Below are 12626 nucleotides of genomic sequence, written 5' to 3' on the forward strand. Positions count from 1 at the left end.
GCAGGGGACGGAGTCCCCGCAAGGGGGTCTGGGGCGAAGCCCCAGGGGCCAGCCCTTCCAACGCTGGGCAACGGGCGGGCGGGGGGGCAAACCCCCCGGGGGCTGGGGCGCAGCCCCCAGGGGGCCAGCCCTTCCAACCCCGGGTAACGGGCGGGCGGGTGGGCAACCCCGCTGAGCCAAGCCTCACTTGACCGCACCCCCCACCCCCGAAACCAACCGCCGCTGCACCAGCACGAAGAACACAAGCACCGGCAGAGTCATCACCGTCGAGGCCGCCATGATCCCGCCCCAGTCGTTCTCGTCCGGCTTGAAGAAGACCAGCAGCGCCATCGGCAGCGTGGACTGCGACGTGTCGCTGATGATGAACGACTTCGCGAACAGGAAGTCGTTCCACGCGGCGATGAACGAAAAAACGCTCGTCGCCACCAACCCCGGAAACACCAGCGGAAACAGAACCTGCCAAAGGAACCGCGTGCGGCTGGCCCCGTCCAGCGCCGCCGCCTCCTCCAGCGCCACCGGCACCCCCTTCACGAACCCCCGCAGCATCCAGATCGCGAAGGGCAGCGAGAAGGCCAGGTGCGGCAGGATCAGCGAGCCAAGGGTGTTGAGCTGGCCCAGGTCCCGCATCAGGAAGAACAGCGGGATCGTCAGCGCCTCGACCGGCACCATCTGCGCCACCAGGAACATGATCAGCAGCGTGGTGCGGAACTTGAACCGGAAGCGCGTCACCGCCGTCGCCGCCAGGAAGGCGATCAGGGCCGAGAGCAGCACCACCGAGCCCGCCACCACCAGGCTGTTGAGGAAGTACCGCCCGAAGTCCCGCTGTGTGAAGACGCGGCGGAATGAGTCGAGGGAGGGGGACAGCGTCCACGGCTTGGGGTGCGCCGACTGCACCTCCCCCGCCGGTTTGAAGGCGGAGAGCACCATCCAGTAGAGGGGGAAGGCGACCACCACCGCCGCCACCAGCGCGATCCCCTCGGCAACCAGCCGCCCCGGGCGGCGGACACGGACACGTACGAGATTCACAGCTCCTCCCTCCGGCCCCGCAGCACCCGCAGGTACACCAGCGTCGCCGCGAGCAGGATCAGCAGCATCACCACGCCGATCGCCGAGCCGAGGCTGTACTGCGAGGAAGCGAACGCCTTCTGGTACGCGTACACGTTCAGGACCAGGTTCTGGCCCGCGATCCCGCCCCCGTTCGTCATGACGTAGATCTGCGTGAAGACCTTGAAGTCCCAGATGACGGACTGGATCGTGACGACCGTGAGGATCGGCCGCAGCATCGGGACCATGACGGACCGCCAGATCCGCCACTGCGACGCCCCGTCCAGCGCGGCCGCCTCCAGGACCTCGCCCGGGATCGCGCGGATCCCGGCGTACACCGTGACCATCACGAACGGGAAGGAGCACCACACCACTTCGAGCAGCACGAGCAGGAACGCGCTGTAGCGGCCGTACGTCCACGAGTGGTCGCCGAGGCCCAGGACCCGGTTGACCGGGCCGAAGTCCGGGTCGAACAGGAACATCCACACCGTCGAGCCGGTGATCGCGGGCGTCGCCCACGCGCCGAGCGCGGCCAGCATCAGCGCGAGCCGGGGCAGCGCCCGTACCCGCGTGAGCAGCACGGCCAGCGCGCAGCCCACCGCGAGGGTGCTCAGGACGCATGCCGCCGCGAAGACGACCGTGGCGAGCAGCACCGACCAGAACTGGCTGTCCGAGAAGAGGGCGGAGTAGTTCCCAAATCCCTGGAAGCTGGTCGGCCGACCGCCGCTGACCTGGGCCTGGGTGTACTCCAGGAAGGAGATCAGGCCGAGTTGGTAGATCGGGTAGACGAGGAGCGCGCCGAGGACGGCGAGGGCGGGGGCCAGGTACAGCCACGGGGTCCAGCCGGCCCGCCGGCGCGAGCGGCGGCCCGGCGCCGGCTTCGCCACGGGCACCCGCACGGCGTCCCGCGTGGCGGTCGCGGGGCTCAACCCGCCGCCCCGAACACGTCGTTCATCCTCTTCGCCGCGTCCGACGACGCCTTCGCGACGTCCTTCTTGCCGCTGACGATCTCCTGGAACATCGTCGGCAGCACGAGCGAGGAGTCGATCTGGCCCCAACCGGGCGACGCGGGAACGAACTTGGCGCCCGCCGCCAGGGTGCGCACGAACGGCTCGACGAACGGCTGCTTCTTCGCGACGTCCGCCCGTACGTCGGTGTACGTCGGCAGGAAGCCCATCGCGTCGAACAGCTCGCGCTGGGTGGCCTTGCCGGCGAGCTGCTCCATGAGGCCGACCGCGAGCGTGCGGTGCGAACTGCTCTTCAGTACGCCGATGTTGTTGCCGCCCGCGAAGGCCGGGGCGACCGAGCCCGATGTCAGGCCCGGCAGCGGCACGACCGCGTACTCGCCCTTGACGGTGCCCGCCTCGACGGCCGCGTGGTTGAAGTCTCCGCCGATCGCCATGGCCGCCTTGCCGTTCGCGAAGGCGGTGACGGTGGCGTTGCCGCCCATCTGCGCGCACTTGGCGGCGGGGCAGTTGGCGTCGCCGAAGAGCGAGGTGTAGGCGGCGATGCCCTTGCGGGCGGCCGCGCTGTCGATCGCAGAGGTGTATTTCCCGCCGTTCTCGGTGGCCAGTTCGCCCCCGTTGGCCCAGAGGAACGGCAGCGCGCCGTACGTGTAGGCGCCGCCCACCGCGAGCCCGTAAAGGTCGGGCTTCGCCTGGTGGATCTTCTTCGCGGTCGCGATCAGCTCGTCCTGGGTCTTCGGCACGGCGAGGCCCAGGTCCTTGAGGACGTCGGTGCGGTAGTACAGCGCGCGTACGCCCACGAACAGCGGAGCCCCGTAGACCCTTCCGCCCACGGTGACGGACTGCTTCGCCGTCGGGTCGGTGTCCTTCGCCTCGGGCCAGGCCGCGAACTCGGTGCTCACATCGGCGAGTCCGCCGTCCTTCACGTAGCCGGCCGTGTCGGTGTTGCCGTACTCGATCAGGTCGGGCGCGGAGGCCGGGTCGTTGAAGGCGGCCTTGATCTTCTGGGCGCGGGTGTCGACGGGTATGTACTCGACCTGGACATCGGCGCCGTTGTGGGCCTGCTTGAAGGCGGCCACGGCCTTGTCCACCACTTGCTGTTTGGGGCCGTTGCTCACCTCCTGGAAGAGCCAGACCCGCAGGGTTCCGCTCTTGTCGTCGCTCTTGGCGCTGTTGTCGGACGTCTGCGGGGCGCAGGCGGCCACGCCGGTGAGGGCAAGTGCCGCCAGTGGCAGGGCAGTCAGAGCGGCTCGGGCAGTTCGGGCAGTGAGCTTCACGGCAGAGATCCTCCCCATGACCGTTGCAACATACGCAACGAGCGTTTCGCATACTGCACAACAGGGAGGAGGTTATGGCGGAGGCAAAGCCCCCGGCAAGAGGTCTGGACAACCCGGCACACACAAAACGGCCCCCGGGGCGTGCGTGACGCACACCCCGGGGGCCGCTGGGGCCACCTCGTCCCGGACTACCTGCTCATCCGGGGCTACTTCTTGTCCTTGCCGCCCTTGTCCTTGTCGCCACCGGCGCCCATGGACTCGTAGATCTCCTTGCACATCGGGCAGACCGGGTACTTCTTCGGGTCACGCCCCGGCACCCAGACCTTGCCGCAGAGCGCGACGACGGGCGTGCCGTCCAGCGCGCTCGCCATGATCTTGTCCTTCTGGACGTAGTGGGCGAAGCGCTCGTGGTCGCCGTCGCCGTTCGACACCTGCGGTGTCGGCTCTACGAGGGTCCCCGTACCTGCCCCGCGCTCGGGCTCAAGAGTGCTCATAACCACCAAGGGTACTGAAGGCAACCGGATCGGGTGGAGGCGCGTCGCCGGGGCGTCAATTGAGCGAGGGATCGTCCGGATAGGTGGCGACCATCGCGAGCTCGCTGCGCTGGCGGCGCAGCACCGCCCGCCACAGGCTCTCGGGTTCCGGGGACGAGACGTCACCGGGCTCCGACTCGACCACGTACCAGGCGCCGTCGGTGAGCTCGTCCTCCAGCTGGCCGGGGCCCCAGCCGGCGTAACCGGCGAAGATCCGCAGCGAGCCGAGGGCGGCGGCGAGCAGTTCCGGCGGCGCCTCCAGGTCGACCAGGCCGATCGCCCCGTACACCCGCCGCCAGCCGAGCGGCCCCTCGTCGCCCGGGATGACGGCGACGCCGAGGGCCGAGTCGAGGGAGACCGGGCCGCCCTGGAAGACCACGCCGGGCTCGCCGGCCAATCCCGCCCAGGACTCCAGGATGTCGCCGACGCCGACCGGGGTCGGCCGGTTCAGGACCACGCCGAGCGTGCCCTCCTCGTCGTGGTCGAGGAGCAGCACCACCGCGCGGTCGAAGTTCGGGTCCGCGAGGGCCGGAGTGGCGACGAGCAGCCGCCCTGTGAGCGAGGACACCTCGGTCATGCGGACATGATCCCGCATAACCGTGCCGTTCGGATAGGAAATGTGCCGCGCGAAGCGCGACGTCGAGGGGTGGCGGCCGGGTGACGGGCGGGCACACGGCAGCAAGAGGACCTCTTCCCTCGTGCGCCCCCGGAGGAGGACCGGGTACGTGACGCTGAGCTGAACTCCCTGCGCGGAGCGTGCTGTAGCGAATTCATTACCTTCGTGAACCCTCCTCGGCCTTATGGGGCAGGGGTGAAAGCCCCTTACCCTTTACCCCTGCCCCTTGCCCGACCACTCCGGAACGCGAGATTCATGACCGGCACAGACGATGTACTGCTTGTCCACGGCGGAACCCCGCTCGAGGGCGAGATCCGCGTCCGCGGCGCGAAGAACCTCGTGCCGAAGGCGATGGTCGCCGCCCTTCTCGGCAGCGGCCCGAGCAGACTGCGCAATGTGCCCGACATCCGCGACGTGCGCGTCGTACGGGGCCTGCTGCAGCTGCACGGCGTCACCGTCCGCCCCGGCGACGAGCCGGGCGAGCTGATCCTCGACCCGTCCCACGTCGAGTCCGCCAACGTCGCCGACATCGACGCGCACGCGGGTTCCTCGCGGATCCCGATCCTGCTGTGCGGCCCGCTCCTGCACCGCCTGGGCCACGCCTTCATCCCGGGCCTCGGCGGCTGCGACATCGGCGGTCGGCCCATCGACTTCCACTTCGAGGTGCTGCGCCAGTTCGGCGCGACCATCGAGAAGCGCGCGGACGGCCAGTACCTGGAGGCCCCGCAGCGGCTTCGCGGCTGCAAGATCCGGCTGCCCTACCCCTCGGTCGGCGCGACCGAGCAGGTGCTGCTCACCGCGGTGCTCGCGGAGGGCGTGACCGAACTCGCCAACGCCGCGGTCGAGCCGGAGATCGAGGACCTCATCTGCGTGCTGCAGAAGATGGGCGCGATCATCGCCATGGACACCGACCGGACGATCCGCGTCACCGGTGTCGACAAGCTCGGCGGCTACACCCACCGCGCCCTCTCGGACCGCCTGGAGGCCGCCTCGTGGGCGTCCGCCGCGCTGGCGACCGAGGGCAACATCTACGTCCGCGGCGCCCAGCAGCGCTCGATGATGACGTTCCTGAACACCTACCGGAAGGTCGGCGGCGCCTTCGAGATCGACGACGAGGGCATCCGCTTCTGGCACCCCGGCGGCTCGCTCAAGTCCATCGCCCTCGAAACGGACGTGCACCCGGGCTTCCAGACGGACTGGCAGCAGCCGCTGGTCGTCGCCCTCACCCAGGCCACCGGCTTGTCCATCGTCCACGAGACGGTGTACGAGTCGCGGCTCGGCTTCACCTCGGCGCTGAACCAGATGGGCGCGCACATCCAGCTGTACCGCGAGTGCCTGGGCGGCTCGGACTGCCGCTTCGGCCAGCGCAACTTCCTGCACTCCGCGGTCGTGAGCGGCCCCACGAAGCTCCAGGGCGCCGATCTGGTCATCCCGGACCTGCGGGGCGGCTTCTCGTACCTCATCGCGGCCCTGGCGGCCCAGGGCACGTCCCGGGTGCACGGCATCGACCTGATCAACCGCGGCTACGAGAACTTCATGGAGAAGCTGGAGAGCCTCGGCGCGAAGGTCGAACTCCCCAACGGTTCGCTGGTCTGACCCTGGGCTCCGCCCCTGGCAGGGTCGACCCTGCCAGGGGCGCGGGGAACTGCGCGAGAAGCGACCACGGCCCGCGGGCCAACGCAAAAGGGCGGCCACCCTGGAAACCCAGGGTGGCCGCCCTTTTGCGTTGCTGCTAAGCGCCTTGCAAAGCCAAAGGCGCTTACTTGCCCTTGGCGGCTTCCTTGAGCTTCGAGCCCGCGGAGACCTTCACGCTGTAGCCGGCCGGGATGTTGATCGGGTCGCCGGTCTGCGGGTTACGAGCGGTACGAGCGGCACGGTGAGTGCGCTCGAAGGTCAGGAAGCCGGGGATGGTGACCTTCTCGTCGCCCTTGGCGACGATCTCGCCGACGGTCTCGGCGAGAGCGGCCAGCACGGCGTCGGCGTCCTTGCGGGTCACCTCGGCGCGGTCGGCCAGCGCGGCCACCAGCTCACTGCGGTTCATGTTCTTACTCCCGTGTTCTTCTTGCCTGTGAGGCGTGCCACGCGGCGGAAGCCGCATGTTGGGTACAGCGAAGCCGATGCTGCCAGGGCCCTCGGACAGTCCCCGGACCCGGGTCCGCTTGCACGACCTCGCGTCCTGGGGGTCCCCCTGGACGAAGTCCTTGGGGGAGCATCCTGCCCCCACCTACGGCGGGAAAGCCAATCCGGCACCCTCCCGAGTCACCCTGCGTCACATGAAAAGCGCCACTGCCTCATCAAGGTGACGCTCCGTCGACAGGGTGTGGACTCCCGGGCCAGGGCCGGTGCGGATGCGGGTCATGGTCCGTCACCCTAAGGGGGCGTTACTGGGCCCGCATCCCGCGACGCGCCGGAGCTCAGGCCGACGTGGGCCCCGTCACAGCGCCCCCGGCGGCCTTGGCGGCGTTGCGGACGGCTCCCGCGACCGCTCCGGCGACCTTGTCGTTGAAGACCGACGGGATGATGTAGTTCGCGTTGAGCTCGTCCTCCGCGACGACGTCCGCGAGCGCGCCGGCCGCGGCCAGCATCATCTCGGTGTTGACCGTGCGGGACTGGGCGTCCAGGAGGCCCCGGAAGACGCCGGGGAAGACCAGCACGTTGTTGATCTGGTTGGGGAAGTCCGAACGGCCGGTGGCCACAACTGCCGCGCTCTGGCGGGCGATCGCGGGGTCGACCTCGGGGTCCGGGTTCGCGAGCGCGAACACGATCGCGCCGTCGGCCATCGCCGCGACGTCGTCGCCGTTGAGGACGTTGGGAGCCGAGACGCCGATGAAGACGTCGGCGCCGACCACGGCCTCCTTGAGCGTGCCGGTCAGGCCCTCGGGGTTGGTGTTGTCGGCGATCCAGCGCAGCGCGGACTCGGGGCTCGCGCTGATCAGGTCGTCGCGGCCCGCGTGCACCACGCCGTGGATGTCGGCCACGACGGCGTTCTTGACGCCGGCCGCGAGCAGCAGCTTGAGGATGGCGGTACCGGCCGCGCCGGCCCCGGACATGACGACGCGTACGTCGCCAATTCCCTTGCCCACCACGCGAAGTGCGTTGGTCAGCGAGGCGAGCACCACGATCGCGGTGCCGTGCTGGTCGTCGTGGAAGACGGGGATGTCGAGGGCCTCGCGCAGGCGGGCCTCGATCTCGAAGCAGCGGGGCGCGGAGATGTCTTCGAGGTTGATGCCCGCGAAGCCGGGGGCGATCGCCTTGACGATCTCGACGATGGCGTCGGTGTCCTGGGTGTCCAGGCAGATCGGCCAGGCGTCGATGCCGGCGAAGCGCTTGAAGAGGGCCGCCTTGCCCTCCATGACGGGCAGCGCGGCCATCGGGCCGATGTTGCCGAGGCCGAGCACTGCGGAGCCGTCCGTCACGACTGCGACGGAGTTGCGCTTGATGGTGAGGCGGCGGGCGTCCTCGGGGTTCTCGGCGATCGCCATGCACACGCGGGCCACGCCCGGGGTGTAGATCATGGAGAGGTCGTCACGGTTGCGGATGGGGTGCTTCGACTGCATCTCGATCTTGCCGCCGAGGTGCATCAGGAACGTACGGTCGGAGACCTTGCCGAGGGTGACGCCCTCGATGCCGCGCAGCTCCTCGACGATCTCGTCGGCGTGCGCGGTGGAGGTGGCCGCGATGGTGACGTCGATCCGCAGCTTCTCGTGGCCGGAGGCGGTCACGTCGAGGCCGGTCACCGACCCGCCGGAGGACTCCACGGCGGTGGTGAGCTGAGAGACCGCCGTGCCGCTGGCGGGCACCTCAAGGCGGACCGTCATCGAGTACGAGACGCTGGGCGCCGTTGCCATGACCGTGTTCCTCTGCTTTCCCTAGCTTCGTTGCTAGCACCGCCCCGGCTGTGGCGCGGCGGTGCCATCCGATGGTCGCACCTACTGGCTGGTAGCCGATAATGGGCGACCCGTTTCGGAAAGTTGTTTCCACCATACGAGAAAGTGATGGTCCGGCGGAAGACCCTCCGGGGACCTGCCGAGGGCCCGCACCAACGACAACAGGCCCACGCCATCCGGAGATGACGTGGGCCTGTCGCTCACGTTAATGACACCGACCCGCCATGCTCGCCTCGCGGCAAGTGGTCGCTCTGAGCGACTAAGGTTGGGCCCGGGGGCTTGGATCGAGCCGGTGCCACACCCAGGCTAACAAACCACCCCGGCAAGTGATCCCCGCATCGCGAGTTGACCCGGATTTAATCCCGGAGCAGATCCGGCACCCCGTCCGCGTCGGGCTCGTCCCGGTCCCCGGAGACGACCGTGAGCTGCTGCGTCGCCCGGGTCAACGCCACGTACAGGACCCGCAGTCCGGCCGGGGACTCGTCCGCGATCTCGGCCGGGGAGACGACCACCGTGGCGTCGTACTCCAGGCCCTTGGCCTCCAGGCTGCCGAGCGCCACCACCCGGTCGCCGAGCCCCGCCAGCCAGCGCGCCGCCTGCTCGCGGCGCCGCATGGCGACGACCACGCCGACCGTTCCGTCGACCTGGTCGAGCAGCCGCGCCGCCTCCTCCCGTACGGAGCGGGCGAGGTCGCCGTCGCGTACGACCGCGAACCTCGGTCGCACGCCCGTCGAGCGGACGGCGGCCGGGGACTTCATGCCCGGCATCGCCAACGCCAGTACCTTGGCGGCCAGTTCGGCGATCTCGGCCGGGTTGCGGTAGTTGACGGTCAGCTCGAACCGGCGGCGCGGGCGGGTGCCCAGGGCTTCGTCGCGGGCCTCGGCGGCCTCGTCCGGGTCGGACCAGGAGGACTGCGCGGGGTCGCCCACGACCGTCCAGGTGGCGGTGCGCCCGCGCCGGCCGACCATCCGCCACTGCATGGGCGTGAGGTCCTGCGCCTCGTCGACGATGACGTGCGCGTACTCGGTGCGTTCCTGGGCGAGCCGCTCGGCGCGCTCGCGCTGGGTCTCCTCGCGGTGCGGCATCAGCTCTTCGAGGCCGGTCAGCGCGTCCAGCGGGTCGTACTCGCGTTTCTTCTTCGGCCGGGCCGGGGCGCCGAGCAGCGTCTCCAACTCGTCGAGCAGGGCCACGTCGTGCACCGAGAAGGCGCCGTCGGCGGTGCGCGCGAGCGAGCGGGCCAGGCGGCGCACCTCGCCCTGGTTGAGGACCCGGCGGGCCCAGCGCGCGAGCCGCTTCTCGTCGGCCATCGCGGCGAGCACCCCGCGCGGGGTGAGCTCCGGCCACCACGCGTCGAGGAAGGCGACGAAGGCGTCCTCGGAGGCGATGTCGTCGTCGAAGGAGGAGCGCAGCTCGGCGGCGAGCTCGGGGTCCGTGTGCCGGCCGTTCGCGCCCGACTTCGACCACAGGGCGTCGAGCAGCAGCCTGCGGGCGCGCGGGCGCAGCAGGTTGACGGGCGCGGTGCCGCCGAGCACGTTCTGACGGATGCGGCGCAGCTCCTCGCCCTCCAGCTCGACGCGCGCGCCGAAGGCGACGACGCGCAGCCGCTGGCCGGGGTGCGGCGCGGGCGCCTGCTCGCCGAGGGCGAGCTGTTCGCCGCCGCGCCGCCGGGAGCGCCTGGGCTGCTCCCCGGGGCCCTCCAGGGCGCCCCTGGCGGCCCGGCGCAGGACGTGGAGCATCCGCGAGGAGCCCTTGATGCGGGCGACCGCCGGATCGTCGTACTCGGTGGCCTCCGCCCCGTCCACGAGGTTGCCGACCGCGCGGATCGCGACCTGGCCCTCCTCGCCGAGCGAGGGCAGCACGCCCTCGGTGTAGGCGACGAGCAGCGGGGTCGGCGAGACGATCAGGATGCCGCCGGAGTAGCGCCGCCGGTCCTGGTAGAGGAGGTAGGCCGCGCGGTGCAGCGCGACCGCCGTCTTGCCCGTGCCGGGGCCGCCCTCGACGTACGTCACCGAGGCTGCGGGCGCCCGGATGACCAGGTCCTGCTCGGCCTGGATGGAGGCGACGATGTCCCGCATGGTGTGGCTGCGGGCCTGGCCGAGCGCGGCCATCAGGGCGCCGTCGCCGATCACGGGCAGCTCTGCGCCGTCCAGGGTCGCCCTGAGCTCCGGGCGCATCAGGTCGTCCTCGACGCCGAGCACCTTGCGGCCCTTGGAGCGGATGACCCGGCGGCGTACGACGCGGCCCGGGTCGACCGGCGTCGAGCGGTAGAACGGCGCCGCGGCCGGCGCCCGCCAGTCGATCACCAGCGGCGAGTAGTCGGCGTCCAGGACGCCGATCCGGCCGATGTGCAGCGTCTCGGCGATGTCGGCCGTGCCGTCGGGGCGCACGGCGTCCTCGGCCGGGTCGACCGAGGTGTACGCGCCGTCCGGGCCCTTCTTGCCGTCCTTGCCGAGCAGCAGGTCGATCCGGCCGAAGAGGAAGTCCTCGAACTCGTTGTTGAGCCGGTTGAGATGGACCCCCGCCCGGAAGACCTGGGCGTCGCGTTCGGCGAGCGCGCCGGGCGTGCCGACCTGCCCGCGCTTGGCGGCGTCGTTCATCAGGAACTCCGCCTCGTGGATCTTCTCCTCCAGGCGGCGGTACACCTGGTCGAGATGTACCTGTTCCCCAGCGATCTCGCGTTCCCGGACCGAATCCACAGCGGATTCGGCGGTACCGGAAGCGGTATCGACAGCGGCATCCTGCGCGGCCACCGAGGCCCCCTTCTGACGTGCATTGGGCAGCCGTCAACCGTACGCGAAGGGGGACCCGATGTCAGGCCACAATTTGGTGCCGAGCCGCATGTCGGGACGGTCGTGGCGCCCCGCGGCTCACGCCGGGACGTCCACGAGCGCCTTCCCGTCGAACGTACGGACCTCGAAGTGGTCGATCTGGTCGCGGTTCATCGCGGTGCCGCCGTGCACGTACAGCGGATACTTCGCCGACTCGTGCGGGCTGTCCTTGATCCCGTAGCCCCAGTTGGGCACCGCCCAGGAGGTGACGGTCTCTTGGTCGCCGTTCTTGCCGACCGCGATCAGGCTGCACTTCAGCGGGCCCTTGACGTTCTTGAGCTCCAGGACGGTGTGGGTGCCCCACGCCTTGGCCTCGGTGCCGACGGTCGCGGTGACGTCGGTCTTCGGGTCGGTCGCGGAGACCTTCTGGGTCATGTGGTTGAAGAAGGCGTCCTCGGCCGGGCTGGTCGGGTGCGCCTCGGCGCTCTGGTGGGTGCCGGTGTCACCGGAGGTCGCCACCACCGCGATCGCCGGGCCGCCGACGATCAGCGCGGCCGCTGCCGCCACCAGGTACGTGGTGCGCCGCCGGCGCTTGGCGCGCTGGGCCGCGACCTCGTTGATCAGGGTCGTGGTCATGCTGGGCGGGGCCGGGCGCAGCGGCTGGGCCGCGGGGCCCGGGAACTCCCTGAGGGTGGCGAGCATCGGCTCCATGCCGGCCAGGCCGTCGAGTTCGGCGGCGCACAGGTCGCAGCCCGCGAGGTGCGCTTCGAAGGCGGTGGCCTCGGCGTCGTCCAGGATGCCGAGCGCGTACGCGCCGACAGCCTCGTGCAGCGAGCCCTCCGCGTATTCCCCGGTCGTCATGTCGTCACCCCCCGTTCCTCCAGTGCGAGTTTCATGGAGCGCAGGGCGTAGAACACCCGGGACCGCACGGTCCCGCTGGGTACGCCGAGCGCCTGGGCCGCCTCATTGACCGTACGTCCCTTGAAGTACGTCTCGACGAGGGCCTCCCGGTGGGCCGGGGTGAGGTCGTCGAGCGCGTCCGAGAGGGTCATCAGCCACAACGCCTTGTCGATCTCGTCCTCCGCGGGCATGACCTCCAGCGGCGACGGATCGACCTCCTGCGGCCGGGCCTGCCGGCTGCGGTGGCCGTCGATGACGATGCGGCGCGCGACCGTCACCAGCCAGGGGCGGACCGAACCGGTGGCCCGATTGAGCTGACCGGCGTTCTTCCAGGCACGGATGAGCGTCTCCTGCACGACGTCCTCGGCCCGCTGCCGGTCGCCGGCGACGAGCCGCATGACGTACCCGAGCAGCGGCCCCGCGTGCTCGCGGTACAGCGCCCGCATCAGCTCCTCGTCGGGCACGGAGCGGTGCTTGGCCCCTCGCGGACGGTCATCGGCCACGGCGGCATCCTTGCGCAACCGGCACCTCCAGGTCGAGACCATCCCGGCGCGCGGCTGCGAGCCGGTTCGTCTCTCCATACGGGCGGTTGTCCGCATCCATTCAAAGGCGGGGCGACTTTCTTCGCGCGGGTCT

11 protein-coding genes are annotated in these 12626 nt (G+C 70.4%); 1 reads left to right on the plus strand and 10 read right to left on the minus strand.

Going from position 1 to position 12626, the window contains the following annotated elements; genetic code table 11:
- Nucleotides 1–183 precede the first annotated feature (183 nt).
- The 5 genes from ADK54_RS20940 to ADK54_RS20960 form a co-directional block, all read right to left on the minus strand.
- Nucleotides 184–1026, minus strand: a complete 843-nt coding sequence (locus ADK54_RS20940) for a carbohydrate ABC transporter permease (RefSeq protein ID WP_053727197.1) — start codon at nt 1024–1026, stop codon at nt 184–186.
- Nucleotides 1023–1973: a carbohydrate ABC transporter permease gene (locus ADK54_RS20945; protein ID WP_420717343.1), complete on the minus strand. Its 951-nt coding sequence runs from the start codon at nt 1971–1973 to the stop codon at nt 1023–1025. The genes ADK54_RS20940 and ADK54_RS20945 overlap by 4 nt, the downstream gene beginning before the upstream one ends.
- Nucleotides 1970–3286, minus strand: coding sequence for an extracellular solute-binding protein (locus tag ADK54_RS20950; RefSeq protein ID WP_053727198.1), 1317 nt, complete (start codon nt 3284–3286; stop codon nt 1970–1972). The genes ADK54_RS20945 and ADK54_RS20950 overlap by 4 nt, the downstream gene beginning before the upstream one ends.
- Before the next feature lie 206 nt (nt 3287–3492).
- Nucleotides 3493–3780 (minus strand): DUF3039 domain-containing protein, encoded by a 288-nt coding sequence (locus tag ADK54_RS20955; protein ID WP_078966510.1) that lies wholly within the window; start codon nt 3778–3780, stop codon nt 3493–3495.
- Nucleotides 3781–3835: 55 nt separating this feature from the next.
- Nucleotides 3836–4396 (minus strand): YqgE/AlgH family protein, encoded by a 561-nt coding sequence (locus ADK54_RS20960; RefSeq protein WP_053727200.1) that lies wholly within the window; start codon nt 4394–4396, stop codon nt 3836–3838.
- A 294-nt stretch (nt 4397–4690) separates the two neighbouring features.
- Here ADK54_RS20960 and murA point away from each other — a divergent pair, with 294 nt between their 5' ends.
- A complete protein-coding gene (murA, locus tag ADK54_RS20965; protein ID WP_053727201.1) occupies nt 4691–6031 on the plus strand; it encodes a UDP-N-acetylglucosamine 1-carboxyvinyltransferase in 1341 nt (446 codons plus the stop codon).
- 163 nt (nt 6032–6194) lie between these two features.
- Here murA and ADK54_RS20970 read toward each other — a convergent pair whose 3' ends face one another.
- The 5 genes from ADK54_RS20970 to ADK54_RS20990 all read right to left on the minus strand — a co-directional run bounded on the left by ADK54_RS20970 (nt 6195) and on the right by ADK54_RS20990 (nt 12535).
- Nucleotides 6195–6476 carry an HU family DNA-binding protein gene (locus tag ADK54_RS20970; protein WP_003968811.1) on the minus strand — a complete coding sequence of 94 codons (282 nt, stop codon included), beginning with the start codon at nt 6474–6476 and terminating at the stop codon, nt 6195–6197.
- Nucleotides 6477–6849: 373 nt separating this feature from the next.
- Nucleotides 6850–8283 carry an NAD-dependent malic enzyme gene (locus ADK54_RS20975; protein WP_053727202.1) on the minus strand — a complete coding sequence of 478 codons (1434 nt, stop codon included), beginning with the start codon at nt 8281–8283 and terminating at the stop codon, nt 6850–6852.
- A 395-nt stretch (nt 8284–8678) separates the two neighbouring features.
- A complete protein-coding gene (locus tag ADK54_RS20980; RefSeq protein ID WP_053727203.1) occupies nt 8679–11072 on the minus strand; it encodes a HelD family protein in 2394 nt (797 codons plus the stop codon).
- A 117-nt stretch (nt 11073–11189) separates the two neighbouring features.
- Complete coding sequence (locus tag ADK54_RS20985) at nt 11190–11951, minus strand: anti-sigma factor family protein (protein WP_053727204.1); 762 nt, start codon at nt 11949–11951, stop codon at nt 11190–11192.
- A complete protein-coding gene (locus tag ADK54_RS20990; RefSeq protein ID WP_078966511.1) occupies nt 11948–12535 on the minus strand; it encodes a sigma-70 family RNA polymerase sigma factor in 588 nt (195 codons plus the stop codon). Before ADK54_RS20990 ends, ADK54_RS20985 begins: the two co-directional genes overlap by 4 nt.
- Nucleotides 12536–12626 lie beyond the last annotated feature (91 nt).

Origin of the sequence: Streptomyces sp. WM6378, assembly GCF_001279695.1 — a bacterium.
Classification (GTDB): domain Bacteria; phylum Actinomycetota; class Actinomycetes; order Streptomycetales; family Streptomycetaceae; genus Streptomyces.